The 22567-nt window shown below is 66.5% G+C and carries 22 protein-coding genes; 6 read left to right on the top strand and 16 right to left on the bottom strand.

Annotated elements, in window-relative coordinates; all coding sequences use genetic code 11:
* The first annotated feature begins 269 nt into the window (after positions 1–269).
* The 3 genes from D579_RS0102925 to D579_RS0102915 all read left to right on the top strand — a co-directional run bounded on the left by D579_RS0102925 (position 270) and on the right by D579_RS0102915 (position 4852).
* On the top strand, positions 270–1532 hold the full coding sequence (locus D579_RS0102925) for an FAD-dependent monooxygenase (RefSeq protein WP_018951064.1): 1263 nt from the start codon (positions 270–272) through the stop codon (positions 1530–1532).
* The gene (locus D579_RS0102920) at positions 1529–2716 is read left to right on the top strand and encodes an FAD-dependent monooxygenase (RefSeq protein WP_018951063.1); all 1188 of its coding nucleotides are present in this window, start codon (positions 1529–1531) and stop codon (positions 2714–2716) included. The genes D579_RS0102925 and D579_RS0102920 overlap by 4 nt, the downstream gene beginning before the upstream one ends.
* Positions 2717–3790: 1074 nt before the next feature.
* Positions 3791–4852, top strand: a complete 1062-nt coding sequence (locus D579_RS0102915; RefSeq protein ID WP_018951062.1) for a porin — start codon at positions 3791–3793, stop codon at positions 4850–4852.
* A 646-nt stretch (positions 4853–5498) separates the two neighbouring features.
* Here the strand turns inward: D579_RS0102915 and D579_RS0102910 are convergent.
* The 15 genes from D579_RS0102910 to D579_RS0102845 form a co-directional block, all read right to left on the bottom strand.
* A complete protein-coding gene (locus D579_RS0102910) occupies positions 5499–5720 on the bottom strand; it encodes a hypothetical protein (RefSeq protein ID WP_018951061.1) in 222 nt (73 codons plus the stop codon).
* Positions 5717–5797: a hypothetical protein gene (locus D579_RS15280; protein WP_231367869.1), complete on the bottom strand. Its 81-nt coding sequence runs from the start codon at positions 5795–5797 to the stop codon at positions 5717–5719. Before D579_RS15280 ends, D579_RS0102910 begins: the two co-directional genes overlap by 4 nt.
* An 83-nt stretch (positions 5798–5880) precedes the next feature.
* The gene (locus D579_RS0102905; RefSeq protein ID WP_018951060.1) at positions 5881–6156 is read right to left on the bottom strand and encodes an AbrB/MazE/SpoVT family DNA-binding domain-containing protein; all 276 of its coding nucleotides are present in this window, start codon (positions 6154–6156) and stop codon (positions 5881–5883) included.
* A gap of 535 nt (positions 6157–6691) precedes the next feature.
* Entirely contained in the window at positions 6692–7090 is a 399-nt protein-coding gene (locus tag D579_RS0102900; RefSeq protein ID WP_018951059.1) for a hypothetical protein, read from the bottom strand.
* Positions 7091–7115: 25 nt separating this feature from the next.
* Positions 7116–8051: a RimK family alpha-L-glutamate ligase gene (locus tag D579_RS0102895; protein ID WP_018951058.1), complete on the bottom strand. Its 936-nt coding sequence runs from the start codon at positions 8049–8051 to the stop codon at positions 7116–7118.
* 23 nt (positions 8052–8074) lie between these two features.
* Positions 8075–8827: a class I SAM-dependent methyltransferase gene (locus D579_RS0102890; protein ID WP_231367882.1), complete on the bottom strand. Its 753-nt coding sequence runs from the start codon at positions 8825–8827 to the stop codon at positions 8075–8077.
* Between the two features lie 179 nt (positions 8828–9006).
* Complete coding sequence (locus D579_RS0102885) at positions 9007–10017, bottom strand: hypothetical protein (protein ID WP_026289424.1); 1011 nt, start codon at positions 10015–10017, stop codon at positions 9007–9009.
* 289 nt (positions 10018–10306) lie between these two features.
* Positions 10307–11158, bottom strand: coding sequence for a hypothetical protein (locus D579_RS0102880; RefSeq protein ID WP_018951056.1), 852 nt, complete (start codon positions 11156–11158; stop codon positions 10307–10309).
* Positions 11124–11606 carry a hypothetical protein gene (locus D579_RS0102875; protein ID WP_018144443.1) on the bottom strand — a complete coding sequence of 161 codons (483 nt, stop codon included), beginning with the start codon at positions 11604–11606 and terminating at the stop codon, positions 11124–11126. The genes D579_RS0102880 and D579_RS0102875 overlap by 35 nt, the downstream gene beginning before the upstream one ends.
* A gap of 378 nt (positions 11607–11984) precedes the next feature.
* On the bottom strand, positions 11985–12482 hold the full coding sequence (locus tag D579_RS0102870; protein WP_018951055.1) for a GNAT family N-acetyltransferase: 498 nt from the start codon (positions 12480–12482) through the stop codon (positions 11985–11987).
* Positions 12483–12851: 369 nt separating this feature from the next.
* Positions 12852–13442 (bottom strand): chalcone isomerase family protein, encoded by a 591-nt coding sequence (locus D579_RS0102865; RefSeq protein ID WP_018951054.1) that lies wholly within the window; start codon positions 13440–13442, stop codon positions 12852–12854.
* A complete protein-coding gene (locus D579_RS0102860) occupies positions 13439–14803 on the bottom strand; it encodes an MFS transporter (RefSeq protein ID WP_018951053.1) in 1365 nt (454 codons plus the stop codon). Before D579_RS0102860 ends, D579_RS0102865 begins: the two co-directional genes overlap by 4 nt.
* Complete coding sequence (locus D579_RS0102855; protein WP_018951052.1) at positions 14784–16040, bottom strand: cyclopropane-fatty-acyl-phospholipid synthase family protein; 1257 nt, start codon at positions 16038–16040, stop codon at positions 14784–14786. Before D579_RS0102855 ends, D579_RS0102860 begins: the two co-directional genes overlap by 20 nt.
* Positions 16040–16810 (bottom strand): DUF1365 domain-containing protein, encoded by a 771-nt coding sequence (locus D579_RS0102850; protein WP_018951051.1) that lies wholly within the window; start codon positions 16808–16810, stop codon positions 16040–16042. Before D579_RS0102850 ends, D579_RS0102855 begins: the two co-directional genes overlap by 1 nt.
* Complete coding sequence (locus tag D579_RS0102845) at positions 16811–18184, bottom strand: NAD(P)/FAD-dependent oxidoreductase (RefSeq protein WP_018951050.1); 1374 nt, start codon at positions 18182–18184, stop codon at positions 16811–16813. It lies immediately after the preceding gene.
* A gap of 143 nt (positions 18185–18327) precedes the next feature.
* Here D579_RS0102845 and D579_RS0102840 point away from each other — a divergent pair, with 143 nt between their 5' ends.
* Both D579_RS0102840 and folE read left to right on the top strand, forming a co-directional pair.
* Positions 18328–19113: a DUF3429 domain-containing protein gene (locus tag D579_RS0102840; RefSeq protein WP_018951049.1), complete on the top strand. Its 786-nt coding sequence runs from the start codon at positions 18328–18330 to the stop codon at positions 19111–19113.
* Between the two features lie 24 nt (positions 19114–19137).
* A complete protein-coding gene (gene folE / locus D579_RS0102835; protein WP_018951048.1) occupies positions 19138–19791 on the top strand; it encodes a GTP cyclohydrolase I FolE in 654 nt (217 codons plus the stop codon).
* Positions 19792–19818: 27 nt separating this feature from the next.
* Here folE and D579_RS0102830 read toward each other — a convergent pair whose 3' ends face one another.
* Positions 19819–21555 carry a uracil-xanthine permease family protein gene (locus D579_RS0102830; RefSeq protein WP_026289422.1) on the bottom strand — a complete coding sequence of 579 codons (1737 nt, stop codon included), beginning with the start codon at positions 21553–21555 and terminating at the stop codon, positions 19819–19821.
* Between the two features lie 337 nt (positions 21556–21892).
* Between D579_RS0102830 and D579_RS0102825 the strand changes: the two genes are divergently transcribed.
* Positions 21893–22522, top strand: coding sequence for a class I SAM-dependent methyltransferase (locus D579_RS0102825; RefSeq protein ID WP_018951046.1), 630 nt, complete (start codon positions 21893–21895; stop codon positions 22520–22522).
* The last annotated feature ends 45 nt before the right edge of the window (positions 22523–22567 follow it).

Here is a 22567-nt window from a genome sequence, read left to right as displayed (position 1 = left end):
ACGGAGCCACGCGCCCCGTGATGCGATTCGCTGCGCTCATCCGCATCCTACGCAGCGGTATTTTGCCAACGGTCCATCAGGACCCTGCGTGTTTTTCGGCCGGCATGGTTACGGCTACAAATGGACGGGAACCCACCACTCCCGTCATCGCGAGGCGCGCAGCGCCGTGGCGATCGCCTTCCGTTGCCACTCGATCCCGCCAATGTGCAGGCATCCAGAGGTTGCCACGGCCCCTGCGGGGCCTCGCAACGACGGGGTAATTGGCTGACATGACCGAACAACGATCCGATATCGCCATCGTCGGTGGCGGGCCGGTAGGTGGCCTCGCCGCCTGCACCCTGGCGCGGGCGGGCTACGCGGTCACGCTGTTCGAGCGCGGCGCACCGCCGGCGCCGGACGCCCACCCGAATGACACCCGCGGCTATGCCCTAGCGGCCGGCTCCGTGCAGTTCCTGGACGATCTGGGCTACTGGGCGCCGCTGGCCGAACGGGCGACCGCGATCCGTTCCATTGTCGTCAGCCGCCGCGGTGGCCTGGGGCGCGTCCACCTGAACGCGGCCGATCACGGCCGCCACGCCCTCGGCCAGGTGGTGCCGGCCGTCGCGCTGGAGCCGATGCTGGACGCGGCCTGCCGTGATGCCGGCGTGGACGTGCGCCACCACTCGACGCTGGCCGGCGTGGGCGAGGTGACGGACGACCAGCGCGCACTGCGCATCCGCGGCGCCGACGGCGAGAGCACCTGGGCCGCGCGCCTGATCCTGGCCGCCGACGGCATCCAGTCGCCGACCCGAAAGGCCCTGGGCCTGCCGGTGAACCGCCTGCGTTACGCGGCGGATGCCCTGGTCTTCGATGTCCTGCCCGCGCGGTCGCACAACGGCCAGGCCTTCGAACGCTTCACCGACGAGGGCCCGCTGGCGCTACTGCCGCAGGCGGAAGGGCGGATGAACGTGGTCTGGGTAGCCCCGCCGGAGACCTGCGAGCGCCGCCTGGAACTGGGCGAGGCCGAACGCCTGCGCGAGCTGCAGGCCCGCTTCGGCTGGACCCTGGGGCGGCTGCGCCCGGCGGGCCGCGTGGTGCGCTTCCCGCTGGAGCGGGTGCATGCCCCGGAGCCGGTCGCGGACCGCGCGCTGCTGCTGGGCAATGCCGCGCACGCGGTGCACCCGGTGGCGGGGCAGGGGTTGAATCTTGCCCTGCGCGACGTGGCGACCCTGCTGGGGGCGTTGCGCGAGGGGCGCGGGCAGGGTGGGGCGCCAGGCTTTGTCGCCGACCCCGGCGCACCCGCAACACTTGCCGCCTATGCCCGGGCCCGGCGTGCCGACGTGAACGGCGTGGTGGCGGCGACCGACTTCCTTGCCCGCGGCATGCTGCACGCGGCGGGCCTGCGCGGGCACGCGCTGGGCAGCGGGATGATGGCCGTCGACCGCCTGCGCCCGGCGCGCGATCGCCTGGCACAGGCGGCGATGGGCCTTGGCCCGCTGCCGCGCCATACTGCGCGCCATCTCGCCCGGCCGGACACAGGGGGCGGGGCATGAGCGCGTCCGGTTCCCGCGACGTGCTGGATCTGCTGGTGGTGGGCGCCGGTGCGGTTGGTGGCGCCATCGCGCTGGGCGCGGCCCGCCAGGGCCTGCGCGTCGGGCTGCTGGAGCGCGCTGTCGCGCCCACCTTCAGCGACGCGACCCCGGTGACGCGCGTCGCCACGCTCAACATCGCCTCCATGGAGTTCCTGGCCCGTCTGGGGGTGCAGGACGCCCTCGAGGCGCGCCGCGCCCATGCCTTCTCCGGCATGGCCGTGTGGGATGCCCACGGCCCCGGGCATATCCGCTTCGACGCCGACGAGCTGGGCGTACCGGCGCTGGGCTGGACCGTGGAGCACGCCGCCCTGGAGGCCGTACTGTGGACCGAGCTGGAGGCCGCCGGCGTGGCCTTGTGGCCGGAAACGGAATGGAAAAGCCTCGACACCCGCCCGGATCGGGTGGATGTCTATGGCCCGCAACATGCGCTGCTGGCCTCCGCCCGTCTGGTGGTCGCGGCCGATGGCGCGCAATCGCCCCTTCGCACCCGCATGGGTATCCCGGTGCGCGAGCAGGACTATCACGCCCGTGGTGTGGTCGCGACCGTGACCACCGAGCGCCCGCACGAGGACACCGCCTGGCAGCGCTTCGTCGACGACCAGATCATCGCCTTCCTGCCGCTCGCGGACGGACGCAGCTCCATCGTCTGGTCCCAGCCCGAACACCAGGCCGACGACACGCTGGCGCTGGACGACGCCGGCTTCTGCCAGGCGCTGGAGGCGGTGATCGACCACCGCCTGGGCGCGATCACCGCCACCTCCAAGCGCGCCAGCTTCCCGTTGGTAGCCCGCCACGCCCGCGATTACCACGCCGGCCGCGTGGCCCTGGCCGGGGATGCCGCCCACACCATCCACCCGCTGGCCGGGCAGGGCCTGAACCTCGGGCTGGCCGACGCCCGCGCCCTGGTCGAGTGTCTGCACGGCCCCGCCCGCCGCGACCCGGGTGCCGAGGCCGTCCTGCGCGCCTACACCCGCGACCGGCGCAGCGAGAACGCCTTCATGCAGCGCGCCATGGACGGCTTCCGCCTCGTCTTCGGCACCCACGCCGCGGGCCTCCCCGAACTGCGCGGTCTCGGCATTCGCCTGGTCGACCAGGCCACCCCCCTCAAGCGCCGCCTCGCCCTGCGCGCCTTCGGGCTCGATTAAGGCGACCCAGGTTGTTCGGCCCGGGGTGATGCGATTCGCTTCGCTCATCACATCCTACGAGTGCTTTAAACCGCAGTCCGAGCCGGGGTCGGGTGCGGCAGCGCTCGCTGGACCCTGTGCATGGCGGGGCCGTGGTATCCCGTAGGATGCGCTGAGCGCAGCGAACCGCATCATGGCCTCGGGAACCCCTCCTCATCGATCCCTGGCACTCTGCCATGTCCCCGCGACGCCGCCCATCCGCCTCGCCCGGTCACCCCGACCGTTCGTCGAACCCCCGGCATACCGCCCACACGTCCACCCCACCCGTCATCGGCCGGAGCGCAGTGCAGGGCCGCAGGGCCGGGACCTCAAGGGATTGGGGTTCCCTGAACCTGCGAGATCCCGGATAACCGCTGCGCGGTTTCCGGGATGACGGCGGCGGGTGGCCGAGGTCTTGTTCGAAGAGAGCCCGAGACGAGTCCTGCACACCGTCATCCCGGCCGCAGCGAAGCGAAGGGCCGGGATCTCCGGATGAACCCCCGCGCTTCAACCGCCCACCATGCCCCTGTAGGAGCGGCCTCGGCCGCGAAGCCCCTGCCAAAGCCTGATCAGCGCAAACGTGTCGCCTCCCGGCCACACTTCAACAGCCCAAGGATATGTCGCGTTTCCACAACACACCCTCCTCGTCGTCACCCGAAAATGACCTCGTTGCAAAAAAACAACGGCCGTTGCATCGCATTGACCTGCCTTGCGAGCGTTGCAAATCCCCCGTGCGAAGCAAATCCCGAAAAAAATAAGAAAAACCTGATCAAGCCACCCGTTCCCTCGCCTCCAGGCAGGTAAGTCGATCCTAATGATCCCCTCGATTCAGCAAGTTGCTGGATATCTCGCATCTTTCTGTAGCCTGTTCCCGCAAGTGTTTGATCTTCCGAAATCCACCCTGCGTCACGTTCAGCGCCCAACTGTGGCAACTTTTTCCCTCCCAGGGGTTGAAAAGAGACACCGTGGTGTATATAAAACACCTGTCATTCGCGGCATCGACCGTGGATGCGGCGTAAGAAACGAACAACACACCTCTCCTGGGAGATACGCACCATGAAAAAACAGATTCTTGCCGTCGCCGTTGCCGGCGCCTTCGCAGTCCCGGCCTTCGCCGCCGCCGACACCAACGTCACCCTGTTCGGTCAGCTGCAGACGCAGGTCGTCCACCACAGCGCCTCCGGTGACAGTGGTTTCTTCAACGACGGCTTCCGTGTTCACGACGGCGGCGCTGCTGGCAACTTTGGCGACGGTGCCAATCCGAACCGTATCGGCGTCATGATCAACCACGACCTGGGCAACGGCCTGACGGCACTGGCCAAGATCGAACAGAACGTCACGACCGGTGACGGCTTCGACTCCAGCGCGCGTGACGTCTACGTTGGCCTGGACGGCAACTTCGGTCGCGTCCTCGCCGGTCGTATGGCCTCCCCGTACGTCACCGCCGGTAAGGACCCGCTGAACGCAACGTTCATGCAGGCCCGTACCCAAGGTGGCCGTTTGCCCCCGGGTGGTGGTGGTCTGGGTGGTCTCGGTGAAGGCTCCTACCTCGACAACGGCCTTGCGTACAGCAACAGCTTTGGCATGGTCAGCCTGAACGTCGCGGCTTTTGTCGATAATGGTGACGACAGCAACACCGCGTTCGCTGGTCGCCTGAACTTCGATCTGGGTCCGGTCGACTTGTACGTCGCTCACAACCACGCTGACGACTACGTCGATCACCCCATCGGTGGCCAGGATTTCCGCGCTTCCAAGATCGGTGCTGACTGGCGGTCGGGCCCGTTCCGCCTGGTCGGTGAAGTGACCGACTTCAAATGGGAAGATGCTGCTGGCGACACCGCAGCCGATGGCAACACCTACTTCCTCTCCGGCACCTACACCATGGGCCGGAACGATTTCGTGCTGAACCTGGGGCACGCCCGTCTGAAGGATGATAATAACGTCGACTACGCTGCTGTCGCTGTGAAGCACAACTTCAGCAACCGCGTGATGGCGTTTGCGGGCGTTAGCTACAACAGCACCGATAACTCTACGCTCGACAGTGACAGCGATGTGATCGCTGATACCGGTAGCCTGTCCTTCACCGGTGTTGGCGGCGGTATGCGGGTGTCCTTCTAAGGACAACCACTGCTACCAAGCGGTATAACAACAAGTTTGTAGCTTGTTTTGCGGGGCCCCCAGGGGCCCCGTTTTTTATGCGTGACCGGGCCCCGTTGGGGCCTTTTTGCGTTTGCGGCTGGTGGTTCGAGTCGGGGCATCACCTGCGTATTGGGAGACTAGGCTGAGCGGAACGCATTGCACCACGCGACGCCGGACCAGCACGTAGTGAGCGGCCCGTTCTGCGGGCCACGATGCAGCCTGTCAGGTGAGACAGACTCGCTTGGTATCACTGCGCCGGGGGCCTGCTCTCCCTTGTCATCCCGGCCGGAGCGCAGCGGAGAGCCGGGATCCGTCTGGTCATTGTTGCCGGAGGGCTGGGTTATGGCGAGCGGGGGGATCGCGGATAACCGCGTTGCGGTTTCCGGGATGACGATTGGGTGTGGCGGCGTGCCATATGGCAGGTCTGGTAGATGGGGTGACTCCCGCCGTTGTTGGTGCGTTTCGCGGGGCTCAACGCACCCTACGAGACGGACTGGGCTGGCTTCGGTGATCCTTGTCATCCCGGCCGGAGCGCAACGCAGAGCCGGGATCTACGGTATCGGGGCTCGTAGAGGGTCTGCGCAATCCGCAGGTAGAGCCGGTCGGCACGCGTGGCGAGCGTGCGTCAGGCCGGGTCGGGGCAGAGTTCGAGGATTTGGTTGAGGACGGCGCAGGCTTCCGGGTAGGCCGGCATCGGCACCTGACCGGCCGGGTGGGGGCTTGCGTTGCGTTGCCGCCAGTCGAAGGACTTTACCTGGTGACAGAGGATGTAGCTTGTTCGTGCGTCCGGCGTGGTACCCGCCACCACGGCGAAAGGGTTGGTGGCGTTATAGTCGGCGGTGGTCATGGGGAGCCCCGAACCAGGGAGGTACGGCGCTTGAAGCTAGCGGGCGATAGAACAAGGAAGGGGTGAACATCTTGCATCTCCCGCCGCGCCTGGGGATTGCAGTCTATCCAGATCACGTCCCGGCGCTTGGGTACCCAATCCCTGGGTGTTGCGCGTTTCATCATCGTTCATTTCCGATCGCGTCCGTGCACATGGCCTCGCCGCCGTGTACATCCGGGGCGAATCCTTCCAGCCGCTCCTCCAGGTTCATGGATGGAGCGGTTTCCGGGCGGATCACGATCTGGTTGCCCTCGACCGATACGATGACGGATTGGTCGGCCTCCAGGTGTGCGGCGCGTGCGATGGGCGCGGGAAGGCGAACACCCAGGTTGTTGCCCCAGCGCTTGATTTTCAGTCGTGTCTCGGCCGTAGCGATATCCGCATGATGTATGGACATTGTTTAAACAACTGTATAACCCCGGTGTGGGGGCGTGCCAGGAGTTCGTGTCAGGGCGGACAGGCGAGATCCCGGATAACCGCTTGGCGGTTTCCGGGATGACCATCGGGTGTGCGGCGTTCGAAGATGGCGGGTTGGGCCGAAGGGCCCCCCGCGCCGTTGCCAGTGCGTTTCGCGGGGCTCAACGGTCCCTCGGGAGGTGCTCGTCCACAGGATGGCGATGAGCAAAGCCAATCGCATCAGGGGGACCTCGCGAGCAGGGTCGACGCGGGTCTTGAGGGTGCGGTGAAAGGTGACGTTTGAACCTGCCGGTGCGGTATCGGGTCTCGCTGAGGGTCTGCTAAACCCGATGTTAGACCCCGTCGGTGTGGCGGTTCGGCCCGACGGGATGTCGCAGGCCTGACTCGTCTTCGTGGTGGACGGGGCTGGATTTGCGTCGCCGCCCATCGCCCCACAGGCGTGCTCTTACCTCCTGCGGGTATCTGCACGTACCGCAAGACTACTGGTCCGAGGTGAGCCCCGGTGGAAACCCAGTCTATTTCGGCTGCGCGATACGGAAGGAGGTTTCGAGGATATGCGTGCTGGCCTTGATGAAAATGCGGTGTTCCCCGGGCTGGCTTACCTGTAGCGGGGCTGCATGCACAATGTAAATGGCTTCCTCGGTTTCAGGTGGGGCCTGAAGCGGGTTTGCCGAGATGGGCCGCGCCTCGTGTCCGTCGGGTGAGCGGAAGACGAAATCCGCCTTGGTGGTTGGTGTTACCCCAGAGAAGCGAAAACAAAAGGCGAGTTGGCTAATGATCGTGGGCAGTTGGTGCACTGTGACCACGGAGCCGGGATAGACTCCCATTAACGAGTATCGGCCGTCCGCTTCGAGGCGTACGTCGTCGCAGATCAGGAGGTCGCCGAGGCGCGGGGTTTTGGGGTTGGCGGGCATGGTGGCATTTGTTACCGATTGTCGGTCAGAGTACCAGCGGCTCGGTGGTGAATGAGCGCGAGGGCAGGGTCTGACCGGTGGATGTGTACAGCATGTCCGCGAAAGCATCCGCGTACTGATGAACCGCAGTGAGTGCGGGCGACCACGGGCGCTTGAAGGTTTGGGCATCCATGATCGAATAGCACGGATTGAGTTCAAAGATGAACGGTCGTCCGTCTGCTTCGCGGGCATAGTCAACGATCGCATAATCCAGGCCCGTCCGTGCCTTGGCCTGGAGCAGCTCCGCTGCCTCCTCCGGTTCCTGGTCAAGGAAGGTGTTGTTCTCCTCGCGATGTTGCTTCTCACGGGCCATGTCACGCGAGTCCGCGTGGATGTTCCAGTGAGGGGAGGAAATGACGTGTCGGGGTATGGCCTTATTACCTACCAGCACGCAGCGGTACTTTCGGTAGAAACCATCCGGGTCGACAAAATCATGGAATTCGGCAGCGATGGTTCTGCGGCCAAACGTCTTGGGCGAGAGGTCGAGCGCGGCTGAACGGTCGCGGACGTACTGCATGGTCGAACCCAGGTGTGCAAGTTCGTCGCGTACTATCACGGGAAACTCCAGGTCGGGTGCGTCGATCAGCTCCGCGGCGTTTCGCACATAACGAACCCGTGCGGTCCTGAAACCCGACTCCAGCAGCAGTCGGGACAGCGGAATGCGTTCGCATTTGTCTAGCGCGGCAGGGCGGTTAATAAACGGCTTTCCTTGATCGTTCGCTGCCCGTTCCAGCCGGGTCATGCGCTCGCGCTGAAATGAGCTGTTGCACGCGGCGTTCAGTATCACGTCGGCATCGCTGACGCTGGATATCGCGAGATCTTCGATGCGCCGACAGTCCAACCGTATGGCGTGATTCCGCCACAAATAATTGAAAAGGTAGTCGTGGATGGTCGCGCCGTGTTCCTGAAACACCGCGATCACGCGAAGCCTGGGAAGCTGCCTGATCATTGTGGGTGATGTGTTGGCAAGGCAACCAGGGTGCGCAAGCTCCAGGCCACCTCAAGCTGCTCGCTGGAGTTGATGCCCAGGTATGCCTCTACTGCCTCGAGAATTTGAGAGTCTTCCAGGCCCTGCAGGTCGAACAGGGTCCGGAAAAAGAAGGCGAGCTGTTGTGCGTCCGCAAAGACCCAGGGGCACGAGACGCGCTGGTCCAGATGTACCGACCACCCGGAGGCAGCGAGCTCGTCTAGTGTCAGGTTAGACAGGTAAAGCCCTTCGTGTCCCGTGCTGTTGTGGGCACCGACGAAGTCATCGAGAAAACGAGCAACAGCAGAGTCTTCGTCTACGTCACTGAGCACGAACCTTCCGTCCTCGCGTGTGACGCGCCGGCATTCGTCAAAGAAGCCCTGTTTGCACTCCAGGTGGTGAACACCCGCAAGGCTGACAACGGCATCGATGGACTGGTCCTTCCAGGGGAGTGGAAGGAGTTCTGGCCCATGTTCTGGTTTGTCCCGGTCTACGTGAGGGGCCGGGCCAAAGGTGTCGCACGGTTCGTGTGCCCAATATGTCGTACTTGCCGGCAGGTAGCGACCGAGATAGCCGCCTCCGGCGGGAACATCGGCGACCATATCGTTGGGACGCGGCCGCAAGTGACGGACCACTTGAGCGAATTCGCGGTCCCGCGCATTCGGTACCAGCTTCATCGCCTGGTGGTAACGATTCCCTCTTTGCTGGAAGAGACTTTCATAGTCTTCCATGCGACTCATCCCTGTTCATCCGTCTTGTGTTCCTGCGGGCGTTGGAGCAATACCGCTGCGTAACCAACTCCATCGTGCGGTGGCTGTGTGCTGCCTGCAACCGGTATACAAAAAAGGGGCGGTACCGCTGCCGGTACCGCCCCGATTACGTCGGCCGTACAACGTGCCGACAATAACGCCTAGTTGAAGCGGTACCGCACACCCAGATTCAATGCCGTCTCGTCACCAGCGCGGATCTCACCAAGAATGCTCATGGCGGGGTTGATCTGGTATTCCATGCCGCCCAGCAAACCGAGTTCGCGTCGGTTCTGCAGCCGCAGCGTGCCAGTTGAGCCGTCCAATTCTTCGATTTCACTCGAACGCACGAGATCGTATTCGCTTTTCACGCGCGCGTATTTCAGCCCGCCATATGGGCGGAAGTCGCCGACCACGCGTTCGAGAACCAGGGCGGCGTGCCATTCCGAACTCTTGTGTCCGTCGACGGACACCACTTCGTTACTTCCTTCCCAGAAGATCGGTGAGTAGGTATCCCACCCACCTCCAGCGTCCCGGATCTGATACATCACATCCAGGTTGAGCGCGACGCCTCGCTCATTCCACTCGTGAAGGTTGAACCGTCCGCCCACTGCGGCAAGCCAGCCTACGTCGGTGGATCCAGATTGAAAACCGGCCGCCTCCTGTGAGATTGGGCCAAATTCGTCACGGTCTCGGCCGGTGAAACCATCGCCTTCGGAGAAAGACTGTTCAAAGTAGCCGTTGATGGAGCTGAAGTTGCTGAGTCGGGACTGGGTCGCACCCACTCGCCCGTAGAGCTCGATCCGCGGTGTTACTGAATAGTTAAGCTGCGCAAACAGATCGGTTTGTTCCTCGTCGGCATTGAGCCCGTTGAAGCCTTCGGTGAAGGTTTGGCCCCCTCCACCACCATTGATGGGTCCATCAGAGATGGGACCTTCATCCAAGCGATCACCATTGGGACTGGTCGAAGTGACGCTTCCAACCTCGGCATCCCCGTTTTGGGACATCTCCCTGCGAGACCGTTCCACACCGATACTCAGAGACCACCGGTTGTCGGCCGAGGTGGCCATGTTGCCCACCGGTGCCGCCAGGAGGCTCGCGGGTGCCAGCGTGCCGGCGAGGCCAAAACCCAGTGCCAGTGTCATGACCGAGCGAGTGAAGGTTTTCGAGTGCATGTTCTCCCCTTTTTGACGTCTAGACCAAACAAGTCAGTCCTCGGACCGACATTCTCCAGCAATGATGCTAAAGAGTCGGAGGCCCAGGGGCAATCCCGTGTCCGTCGCGGATGCGGGACCAGACGTCACGGCGTTGATACAGATAAAGCGCTAGGTGTGGCCGTTCGTTGGGGCTGTAATCGAAGGATTGGTAATCCGTTAGCCTGGCAGATCGCGCCTGGCCTTGATGGGCTTCAGGCTGCTGCGACTTACAACGACCACGTTTTGAGGCGTAAGCGTGTTCGTGCCATCACGTAACGGGATCGACGCGGATTTCGAGGGTGAGGGTGTCGCGGTCGCGGGTGGTGCGGCGGGAGGCGAGGCCGCGCTGCTCGGTGGCGCTCTCGCTGTGGACGCCGCCGAGGGTGTGCCAGGCGCCTGGCTCCAGGGTGAGCTGGGTGTCGATGGCGTCGCGGTCCACGGCGCCGCGCGCGAGGGGGCGTTCGTGGAGCTGGGAGATAGCCACGCGCACACGGCCGTCGGGCTGGACCTGGGGGCGCACGCGGAAGCCGCGGGCGGTGTCCTGTAGCAGGGGTTCGACGCCGACGCCGGCGCGGCCGTGGATGATGCGGAAGCCGGCGGTGCGGGTCTCGCCGACCAGGATGATGGCGTCGGTGCCTTCGCGCAGGCGCAGGTGCTGGGTCTGGTCGTCGCGGCGCGTGGTGCGCAGGCGCTGGGTGGTGATGCGCCCTTCGGTGCCGTCCGGGCCGCTCTCGAACTCGAAACCGCTGCCGCGTTCGGTTCGCGGGGCGTCGCTGTGGCGGCGCACGGAGAGGATGAGGTCCTGGGTCGGGGCGTCAAGTTCGGTGACGACCTCGCGGATCTGCTGGAGGGTGTGGGCGTCGGCGCGCACCAGCAGGCGGAAGCCGTCGCCGCGCAGGGTGGCGGTGTCGCCGAACAGGGCCTGGAGCTCGGGCAGCAGGCTGTGGGCCGGACGGTTTTGCAGCGGCAGAACGGCGACCTCGGCGTGGGGTTCACGCGCGAGCGCGGCTCCGGGCAGGAGCGTGCCGGCGGTTAATGCGAGGGCGCCTCGTAGCCAGCGGCGCCGATCCACCATGCGGGGCATGTCAGACGAGGAGGCGGCGGAGCTCGACGGCTTCATCGCTGAGACTCCAGTTGGCCTCGAAATCCTGGGCTGCGCGCTGGGTGCCGGGCCGGTCCTCGACGTCGCCGCGCAGGATGCGGCGTCCGCCGGCCTGCGTGAGCTGCATCCAGCCGCTGTGGTCGGCGATGGCGGTGACGGTGAGCGGGCTTTCCTCCGCGGCCTCCAGCCGGCGCACCGAGACGGCGCTGGGTAGACGCTTGATGCTCTCGACCAGGCTCGGGAGTTGTTCCTTCAAGGCGAGATCGTCGTCCACCAGCAGGCGGATATCGGTATGGCGATGGCGGCGCGCGATGCCGGCCAGCTCGGCGCCGAGGTCGGCACCCGCGATCTCGGCCAGCAGCGCGACGCGGGCATGCAGCCAGAGGCGCCGGCGGGTGGCGGCCAGGAGTTCGGCCAGCAGGGCCTCGGCGTCGATCAGGGTCGGGTCGCGTTCGGGGGTGGTCATCGGCGTGTCGCTCGCGTGCTGGGTGCTCCTCTCAGCATAGGCGAGTGCGGGTGTGTTCGCATCTCCGGGTTCGGTGGTGGTTTCGTGCGGCGTCGGGGGCCGGCTGGATTCGTTGGTTTCGGGGCGGGGATTCGCGTGCAGGCACGCTCCCACAGAATGCCTCGCAGGATGCCGAAGAGCGTAGCGAATCGCATCGTGGGTGGGGTATGCCCCGTGGTGAGTGGTGCGTTTCGCAGGGCTCAACGCACCCTACGTTTGTGGGTGTTGCGGGGTGAGGGGTGTTGCCGATTCGCGGGCGAGTCGGCGCCCACAAGGACCCTCGTAGGATGCGGATGAGCGCAGCGAATCGCATCACGGGGAGCGTGGCCCCGGAATGAGCTATAGCGGATGCGCGGCCAGGCCGTGGTTGGGACGGCTCCAGGGTTGGCTGGGTCGTGCGATCGGGGAGTGGATGCGGTGGAGCATGCGGCGGTGGGGGATGCCGGCGTCTTCGAAGGTGTCGCTGATGACGAAGAAGTCGTGGCGGGCGTAGAAGCCGATGCGGGTGCTCTGGGCGTTCAGCCAGACCTCGCGCCAGCCGTGGCGGGCGGCGGCGTGGACGGCGCAGTCCAGCAGGCGCGAGCCGATGCCGTGCCCGCGCCAGGGTTCGCGCACGGCCATGCGGCCGATCTGGCCGGAGGGCAGCATGCGCAGGGTGCCGACCGGTTCCTCCCCCGGCCCGGTGGCCAGCCAGTGCAGGGCGGCGGCGTCCAGGCCGTCGAACTCCAGTGGTTCGGGCACGCCCTGTTCCTCGACGAAGACCTCGCAGCGAACTTGGGACAGGGCCTCGGCGTCGGCAGGCCAGGTGGCCTCCCGGAAGGCGATGCGGTGTTGCATGGCAATCCTCCGTCGGGACGCCGTGAGGGAGAGCCCCGATCCGTACGCGCGCGGACGGGTGGATGAATGGCTCCCCGGCCTTCCTGGCCCTGGGTCCCGAACGGAAAAGTTTAGTCTACGTTGGGGCATTCTTCCTGTGAGTTAGTTAGCGGATCGTGAGCCTCGCGAACCAATCACTGTGCATGAACCGGAGGTGCCTTTTGTCGTTGTGCGCGCCGCGCGGCCATCCATGGGCGCGTGCGGGTGGCAGGGCGGGGCGATCGCCACGGCGCTTCGCGCCTCGCGATGACCGGTGAACGTTTGGCGCCTGGTTTGAGCCTGCGATGCACTTGCGCGAATGCAACTGCGGGCAACCGGGATGCGACGGATTCAGCGTTGGCCGATCAGGGTGTCGCGGAAGCGGCGGGACAGGGGCTCTTCCGGGTGCAGCCAGATACCGAAGTAGGCCGTGGCGAAGTCGTGGCCGGGGACCTCGATCAGCGGTGTGCCGTTTTGCAGCAGGCGGGTGCCATGGCCTGGGCGGTATTCCAGGGCGTAACGGTCGCCCGCCTCCATGTCGCGGTAGGCGGCGTTGAAGGTCTCCAGCCGGTCGGACAGGGCCGCAAGGGTGTCCGGGGTCTGCTGGTCTTCGAGCAGGCTGTTTCCACTCTTGCGGAAGTCGTCGGCGCTGATGGCGCGCAGGTACTCCAGTTCCAGGCGCTTGGGTACGTCGGCCGTCAGTACATCGTCCGGAGCGACGTCTTCCGGGACGTAGAGCGCGCCGACGTAGACGCGAAAGATGGTGTAGCGATAGAGCCGCCCGGCGCGCAGCGGGACGGTCGTGTCGTCGATCGTGACCGTGTCGGCAAAGCGGACGCCGTCGATCTCGGTCGCGGCGCTGGCGGGTGCGACGGTCAGGAACAGTGCAAGCAGCAGCATGGATGCGAGCAGGGTCCCGCGGCGGGTGGCGTGGCTATTCATGGGGTGGTTCCTCCGGGCTGGGCTGAAGGCGCGGCGCGTTCGCGCGCGTGGATGCGTTCGCGCAGGGCGTGCTGGGCGTCGGCGTCGATGGGGAAGCGCCAGATCAGGGCCATCGCCGCGAGCTTGAACAACACCGGCAGGCCGGCGTAGGCCAGCGCCAGCACGAGCAGGGCGGTGGGGCCGTTGTCGCCGTCGGCCGAGAAGCCGGCCAGGCCCAGCAGCGGGAAGCTGATGCCAACGGCCAGGGCCAGGGCCAGCTTGGTAGCCATGCCCCACAGCCCAAAGAAGAGTCCGGCGCGCTCGCCGCCGCCGTCGGCGGTGTCCTGGTCGATCACGTCGGCCTGCATCGCAGCCGGCAGCGCCAGGTCCACACCGAGGCTGAGCCCGGTCAATACGGTGATGGCGTAGAACGCGAGCACGTCGCCGGAACCGAGGAACGGAACCCAGATAAAGAAGGTCGAGGCGAGCAGCATCGACAGCGTCCACACCCGGTGCTTGGGCAGCCGGCGGGCGAGGCGCAGCCACAGGGGCAGCGCGAGGATGCCGGTGGCGAAGTAGACCAGCAGCAGTGGCCCGGCGTGTCCGGGGGCCTCCAGCACGTGGGTGATGAACAGCAGGAACAGGGTGGCCGGGATGGCGTTGGCGGTGCCGTTCAGGACCCAGGCGAGGACTAGGCGGCGGAACGGTTGGTTGGACCGCAGCAGGGTCCAGCCGGCGCGCCAGGGCACCGGTGCCAGGCGCCCCGGGCGCTCCGGCACCCGCCAGAGCAGGACGACGAAGGCGATCGGCAGCAGCACCCACAGCAGGACTGCAAGGGTGGCCAGCGCCGCGCCGGCATCGTCCTGCAGGCCCAGGACCGCGGGGAGCGCGGCGGCCGTTACCGTGCCCAGGACGACGAAGCCCTCGCGCGTGGCGGTGATGCGCGAGCGCTCGTGGTAGTCGCCGGAGAGCTCGGCGCCCCAGGCGGCGTAGGGCAGGGCGACCAGCGTCCAGCCGAGGTAGACCAGGGTGCTGAAGATCAGCAGATACCAGGCGCCGGCATCCGCCGGTGGGCGGAACAGGAAGGGCGCGGCGATCAGCAGCAACGGGACGCCCGCAAGCATGACCGCGCGCCGCCGCCAGGCGCCGGGGATGCGGTCGGACAGATGGCCGATCAGCGGGTCGGTGACGACATCCAGCAGCCGCGCCAGCAGCAGGAAGACGCCGACCAGGGTGACGCCCAGGCCGGTGTGCTCGGCGTAGTGCGCGGGCAGGAAGACATACAGCGGCAGGCCGAGGACGGCCAGGGGCATGCCCAGGCCGCCGTAGGCGAACAGTCGCGGCCAGCGTAGTGTGCTCACCTCATCGGTTCGCGGGGTCATGGCCCGGCGCGGCGGGCTGGACGGGACTTTGCAGAACCGCCTGCATCAGGTTCACGCGGGCGGTGTCGAAGCCGACCTCGCAATAGGCGAGGTAGTAGCGCCACATGCGCAGGAACGACTGCGAGTAGCCCAGCGCCTCGATGACCGGCTCCGCCTGGCGGACCTCCCGGTGCCAGTGGCGCAGCGTGCGCGCGTAGTCCTCGCCGAACAGGGCCTGGTCCTTGACTGCGAGCCCGGCGCGCTCGGCCTCCGCGTTGAAGCGCGGGACCGAGGGCAGCATGCCACCGGGGAAGATGTAGAGCTGGATGAAGTCCGCGTTGCGGCGGTAGTACTCGAAGGCCTCCTCCGCGATGGTGATGACCTGCAGCGCCGCGCGGCCGCCCGGGCGCAGGCAGCTGCGAACCTTGGCGAAGAAGGTCGGCCACCAGTGTTCGCCCACGGCCTCGAACATCTCGATCGAGACCACGTGATCAAAGGTGCCCTGCAGGTCGCGATAGTCCTGCAGACGCAGCTCGACGCGGTCGCTCAGGCCGGCGCGTTCGATGCGGGCGCGGGCATAGTCGAGTTGCTCCTGCGAGAGTGTCACGCCGGTGACGCGGTAGCCACGCTGCGCGGCCATCTCGGCAAAGCCGCCCCAGCCGCAGCCGATCTCGAGGATATGCGCGCCGGGTTCGGCGTTCAGCTGGTCCAGCAGGCGGGCGTACTTCTGCGCCTGGGCCTGTTCCAGGGCCTCGTCGCCGCGGGTGAACAGCGCCGACGAGTAGCTCATGGTGCGGTCCAGCCACAGGTTGTAGAAGTCGTTGCCGAGATCGTAGTGGAAGCGGATGTTGGCGCGGCTCCCGCGGCGACTGTTGCGGTGCATCCAGTGGCGCATGCGGTCGATGGCGCGCTGCCATGTCGGGCGCTCGGCCATCGGCGCCAGGGCCTGTTCGTTGTCGGTGGCGAAGCGCAGCAGCGTCTGCAGGTCGGGGGTGATCCAGTCGCCACTGATGAAGCCTTCGGCGAAGCCGATATCGCCGTGGCGCAGCAGGCGCAGGATGGCCCGCCACGGGCGGCGGAAGTGCCATACCGCCTCGACGCCGGCCTTGCGCCCGCGCAAGGTGATGCGGTCGCCGGACGGACCGATCAGGGTGATCTGCCCGGTGTCGATGTCTTTCAGGGCGCGGGCGACCAGGCGCAGGGCCCAGTCGCGCCGGGCCGTGCCTTCCTGCGGGGTGTCGATGTGGTCGAGGGCCATTAGTCGATCTCCTGTGCGGGGGGTGCGGGCCGTGGGTGATAGCGCCCGCCGCGCCACCAGATTCTGAGAGCCTGCCAGTGGATCAGCGGCAGGATCTTGAGGGTCATCCAGGGTTTCTTCAGGAAGGCGGCCAGCAGGGCGCGGTCGCTGAACGGGCGCAGGCGGCCGTGTTGCGAGGCCACCAGCATCAGGTCCTGGTCCTGGTATTCGTTGATCGCGATGCGCAGCGATGCGCCGGACTGCAGGCACGGCGGCGTCAGGGTGAAGGCGTAGCGCGCGTGCATGTCGATGAACGGTGACACGTGGAAGGCCTTGTTCTTTTCCTGGCGCACGGGGAGGGCCATGGGGGCGCCGTTCTCGTGCAGCAGGTAGTGGTGGTGCTCGCCGAAGGTATTGCGCACCTCCAGCAGGATGGCGCGCAGGTCGCCGTCGGCATGCCGGGCGTACCAGACACTGAGCGGGTTGAAGGCGTGCCCGAGGACGCGCGGCATGGTCAGCAGGTGAATCGGGCCACCGGCCAGGTCGATGGCGTGTTCGGCCAGGTGGGCCTCGATCCACGGGCGCCAGGGGCGGCCGTCGCGCGGGCCGTGGTCCCGGGTGCGCAGGCTGAACAGGTTGAAGCGATTCAGCGAGAACAGACGGCAGCGGCGGGTGGTCTCCTCCAGGCGATCGATATCGAACAGCGCGCTGGTTACCGGGTAGCGAAAGCGATATTGCTGCGGAAAGAACCGCTGGTGCAGCACCGTGCCATGGACCAGGGCGGCGTCCATTCACGCGCTCCGGGATTGCGCAGGCGGCGCGTGCGCCGGTTCCGCTATGCCGCCGTGAATGGCGGAGCCCGGTTGGCGGGCGGTCTGCATGGGGGGGTGCGCAGGGCAGGACCAGGGCGGTTCGATGCCCAGCGATCGCCCGATGGAAACGGCCGAGCGCAGTCCATCCTCGTGGAAGCCGTAGCCCATCCACGCACCGGCGAAGTACAGGTTGTTCTCGCCCTGGGTGGCCGCGAGGCGCTGACGCGCCTTCTCCGCCGCGGTGTCCATGACCGGGTGTTCCCAGTGCTGTTCGCCGAGCACGGTGTTCGGGTGCGGCTCGCGCCAGGGGTTCAGGCTGATGATGTAGTCCTGGCGCCGTTCCAGGCGATGCAGGCGGTTCATCCAGTAGGAGACCGAGACGCTGTCGCGCGCCTGGGTGGAGCGCCCGGAGAGATAGTTCCAGGAGGACCACACGCGGCGCGAGCGGGGCATCAGCGCCGGGTCGGTGTGCAGTACCGCGCGGTTGGGCTGGAAGCGGCAGGCGGCGAGCAGACGCTCGCGCGCCGGGTCGGCCTTGTTCAGCAGCCAGCGCGCGGTGTTGGCGTGGCAGGCGAACACGACCGCGTCGAACCCCACTGCCTGATCGTGGGTCAGGACCTGCCACCGGTCGGCCTCGGGGATCACTGCGCGCACCGGTTGGTGAACCACGCTGCCGGGTTCCAGGCGCCCCGCGAGCCGCTGGACGTACTCGCGGCTGCCGCCGACCACGGTGCGCCATTGCGGGCGATCACGCAGATCCAGCAGGCCGTGGTTGTGGAAAAACTGCAGGAAACTGGCGGCCGGGAACTCGCGGATCTCCTCGGGCGGGCAGGACCAGATCGCGGCCGCCATCGGCAGCAGGTAGTCCTCGGTGAAGCCGCGGCCCAGGCGGTGTCGGGCGAGAAACGCGCCGAGCGTGCCCTCCGGGCTTTCGCCACGCTCGAACAGGCCCTTGCCCAGGCGGTTGAAGCGCAGGATATCGCGCGCCATACGCAGGAAGGTCGGGCGCACCAGGTTGCGGCGCTGCGCGAACAGGGTGTTCAGATCGGAGCCGGCATACTCGACGCCCGCGGGCTGGCGCGAGTAGCCGAAGGACATGTCCGTATCCTGGGTGGGGACGTCGAGTTCCGTGAACAGGCGGGTGAGCAGGGGGTAATTGCGCTCGTTGTAGACCACGAAGCCGGTATCAATGGCCGTGTGGCCCTGCGGATCGGGTACCTCCACCGTATGGGCGTGGCCGCCGAGCTCCGGTTCCGCTTCGAACAGTTGGACCTGGTGCCGGGTCTGCAGAATCCAGGCGGCGGACAGGCCGGCGATGCCTCCGCCGATGACGGCGATGCGCGAGCGTTGCATGGTGGTGGATCTCCGGGCCGCAGGGCGATGTACATCTTATACAATAACTGTACAATCTTTGTAAATGGTGGCGGTAAAAAGTTCCCCGGCTTCCAATAGGAGGGCGGTTTACCGCGAAACAGGCGCAGCGGGAGACGCGGATCGTGAACACAGACAAGCAGGCGCAAGCGGGCGCACCGGAGTGGCCGGCAGAGGTGCGCGATGCACTGACGACCCACGAGATCGTGGGCATCACCTCCGGGCTGTCGGATTTCCGGGATGCCGAGGCGCTTCTGCAGGCGACGGCCCCGGGGCGCTGGCAGCGGCTGGAGTGGGGTATGGGCTCGGCCCATAACCGCGAGCAGTTCCATGCGTTGCAACAGGCCACCGGCGCCGCGGTGCTGCCGCTGTTTGTGACGCGTGAAGGGGTGATCGGCGGCCTCCCTGAACTGCGCGAGTACCTGGGCCACCGGGCCTTGCAGGCGCGCGGCGAGGGCGCGCGCCCGGATACCCCGGCACCTGCATTGCAGGTGCTCGGGTACGCCGGGCTGCTACCCTTCGCGTTCTTCGGCATCGGCGCCTGGATGGCCCAGCCCGAATGGCAGGTTTTCGCACTGGAGGCCCTGGCGCTCTATGGTGCGGTGATCCTGTCGTTCCTGGGGGCGGTCCACTGGGGCATCTATCTGGCGGATCGGCAGCACCGGGTGGGTCCGCTCTCGGCGCCGGTGTGGGCGGTGGTGCCGTCCGTCCTGGCCTGGCTGGCGGTGCTGCAGCCGCTGCCGCAGGCCTTGATGACGCTGGCCGTGCTGTTTCTTGGGGTGTGGTGGGTGGATCGGCTGAGCCTGCAACGGCGGGCGTTGCCCCGTGGCTATCTCGGTCTGCGCCTGATGCTGACCGTGGGCGCGATGCTGGCCCTGGCCTCCGGCCTCGCGGTCACCATCGCGGCCTGAGCAGGAAAGAGGAAGAACGCGAGAATGAACGAGAACAAGGAACCATCGATGAACGCAGATGACCGCATGGCCGACGAGCCGACGGCCACCCCTGCCTCGGGCCAGCCGCTGGCCGCCCCGGAACAACTCGCCGAGCACTACCGCGAGATTCTCGCCGGGCTCGGCGAGAATCCGCAACGCGAGGGCCTGCGGGACACGCCGATGCGCGCAGCCAAGGCCATGCAATATCTGACGCGTGGCTACCAGCAGGACCTGGACACCATCGTGAATGATGCGCTGTTCTCGTCCGATAACGACGAGATGGTCCTGCTGCGCGATATCGAGCTGTACTCCCTGTGCGAGCATCACCTGCTGCCGATCATCGGCAAGGTGCATGTCGCCTACCTGCCCGATGGCAAGGTGATCGGCCTGTCGAAGATTGCCCGCATCGTGGACATGTTCGCCGCGCGGCTGCAGATCCAGGAGAGCCTGACCCGCGAGATTGCCGAGGCGCTGATGCAGGTGACGGGGGCCAAGGGGGTTGGCGTGGTGGTGGATGCCAAGCACATGTGCATGACCATGCGCGGGGTGGAGAAGCAGCACTCCTCGATGGCGACCTCGGTGATGCTGGGCGCCTTCCGCGAGGACGGGCGCACCCGGCGCGAGTTCCTGAACCTCATCCGCGGCAGCCGCGACTGAACCCCGACCGGGCGGCGTCGGGCGCGTTCAGCGCAGCGGGATGCTGAACGAGATGTAGTTGACCCCGGCCATGCGCATGTGGCGAACGTCCTGCGCCAGGCTGTTCAGCAGGTAAAGGCCCAGCTCGCGCAGCGATTGTTCGTCGCTGGCCGTCCACTGGCGTGCCTCGCGCAGCGCGGCCTCGTCGACCTCGGCCGCGGCGGTGCGATCGATCATTTCCACCGCCAGCGTCTCGCCTTCGCGTTCCAGACGTACATCGACCGGCCGGCTGCGTCCCGGCTCGCGGGCTGCCTGCTCGGACAGATGCATGAAGACCTCCTCCAGGGCGATCTGCAGTTTGACCGATTGCTTTTCCGGCAGGCTCAGGCTTTCGCCGAATTCCTGCGCCATGGCATGGACCTGTGGCAGGGAATCCGCCTCGGGCTCGAAGGTCGCGCGTCGATGCGGGCGGGGCCGCAGGTTGAAGATCATGCTGAGTGCCACCGCCACCGTGCCGCCGGTGGAGACGCCGTTATTCAGAAACGGGCTCAGCGCCTCCGGGATCAGGTGGTGGAAAAACAGTTCGTTCTGGAAGATGAAACCCGTCGAGAAGGCGACACCGATGATCAGCCCGCTCTGGTAGTTGAGGCCGTCCTGGGCGCACAGGCGGATCCCCGCGACGAACAACAGGGCCAGCAAAATGAGCAGGAACGCGCCGAAGACGGGGCCTGGCAGCGAGATCATCAGCATGTTGAGCTTGGGAATCAGCGCGATCAGCGCGAGAAAGGCGGCGAAGTAGTAGCCGACCCGGCGGGCGGCCATGCCGGTCAGCTCGATCGAGGAGACGCCAATGCCATAGGTCGTGTTGGGCAGTGTGCCCAGGCTGCCGGCGATCATGTTGCCCAGGCCGTCCGCATACAGCCCGCCGCGCACGCGGTCGTGGTCGATCTTGCGCGGGGTGCGGTAGGAGTTGCGCTGCGCGACCTGGGTATCGCCAATGGACTCCACCGCTCCGACCAGGGTCACGATCGCGAAGGTCAGAAGCAGCGTGAACCAGGTGGGCGAGAACTCGAAATAAAAGCCGGGCCATTCCAGCGGCGGCAGGCCGAACCAGGCGGCCTCGGTGACCTCCGAGAAATCCGTGACGCCGAAGATCATCGCGACCACGATCCCGGAGCCCAGTCCCATGATGGGCGCCCACAGCCGCAGCAGGCGTCCGCCGAAGACCGCCACGAGAATGGTGAACCCGAGGGTGAACAGGGCCACCACCAGCGCCCGCCAGGTCCCCTCGTAGTCTCCTTCACCCTGCATCATGTCGGCTGTGGTGGGGATTACGCCGAGCACCACCAGCATGATCACGACCCCACTGACGGTGGGCGTGATGATGCGGCGGAATAGCCCGAGATAGCGCGCGAACAGAAACTGTACCGGGGCCGACAGCACTGCAAGGGTGCCGACCAGCGCCATGCCGCCGACCAGGGCGGCCTCGATGCCCACGGCCAGGTAGGCGGTCGAGGTCCCCATGAAGATCAGGTAGCCCGATCCGATCGGGCCGACGCGGCGGACCTGAATCAGTGTGGCAAGCGCGCTGCCGATGAGGGCGGCGAATACGGTCCACTGGGTCGCGGCCAGATCGAGACCGATGGCGCGGGCCAGGATCAGGGGGGCGATGATGATGGTCGGTGCGACCAACAACAGGCTCTGCAGCGCACTGATTGTGCATTTGACCGGAGGCGGGTGATCGTCTACCTCATAGATGATCTTCGACTGGGAAGCTTCGGCCACGGTGCCCCCTGGGCGCGGTTGGCGAAAGCGCGCAATCATAACAGCCACGTGGTGTCGGGAGCCCAGGAGGTTTTGGTTGGGCGTTGCCCGCGAGTCGTTGGGGACGGGCAACCAGACAAAAAAAGACCCGGCGCAATGGCCGGGCCCAAGATCGTTCAGACACCCGTGTGATGGAGGGTTGTGATCTGAACGGCGGGTCATCGGCTGCCGTTGCCACGAGCCGATGATTTCCGCAAGTTGTATAAGTGGACAGGGACTGTGGAAACAGGTTCCTGCCACCCGCCGCAAGAATGTGGCATGCGTCACATTTTCTCCCCCCTGGCACCACGGAGTCGCGATGCGCGGTCTTGAACAGATCCCCTGGCTGTATGACGGCCTGATGGCCGGTGCCGATCTTCTGGGGCTGCGCCGCTGGCGACGGCGCCTGGTCGAGGGCGCCGAAGGCCGGGTGCTGGAGGTCGGGTGCGGGACCGGGCGCGATCTGCCGCTGTACGCGGATCCGACGCAAGTGATCGGCATGGATCCGGACCTGGCCGCGCTGCGGAGGGCGCGACGCCGTGCGCCGGCGGTCCCGCTGGTGGTGGCGAAGGCCGAGGCGCTGCCATTTGCGGATGGGGTGTTCGATAGCGTGGTCTCCGGCCTGGTTTTCTGCAGCGTCCAGGACCCGCCGCGGGCCCTGGGCGAGGTGCGCCGGGTGCTGGCGGACGGCGGCGCGTTGCGCATGCTGGAGCATGTGCGCCACACCCGCCCGCTGCTGGGACGGGCCCAGGACCGGGTGCAGCCGGCCTGGACCTGCGTCACTGGCGGTTGCCATCCCAATCGCGATACCGAGGCCGCGGTGGAGCAGGCCGGGTTCTGCATCGAACCCGAGGATCGCGTGGCCCGTGGCGTGATGCGGCGCTTTGCCGCGCGGGTCTGCCGAGCGCCCGAAGATCCTGCCGGACGCAACGCCGGGAAGACTGACTGAAGGTCGAGGGCCTTGTTCACCACGAAGGGCACGCTGGCGCGAAGA

Origin of the sequence: Thioalkalivibrio sp. AKL12, from assembly GCF_000377925.1 — a bacterium.
In the GTDB taxonomy this organism is placed as follows: domain Bacteria; phylum Pseudomonadota; class Gammaproteobacteria; order Ectothiorhodospirales; family Ectothiorhodospiraceae; genus Thioalkalivibrio; species Thioalkalivibrio versutus.
The sequence above is the reverse complement of the archived record's forward strand: the minus strand, read 5'-3'. Positions and strand labels throughout refer to the sequence as shown.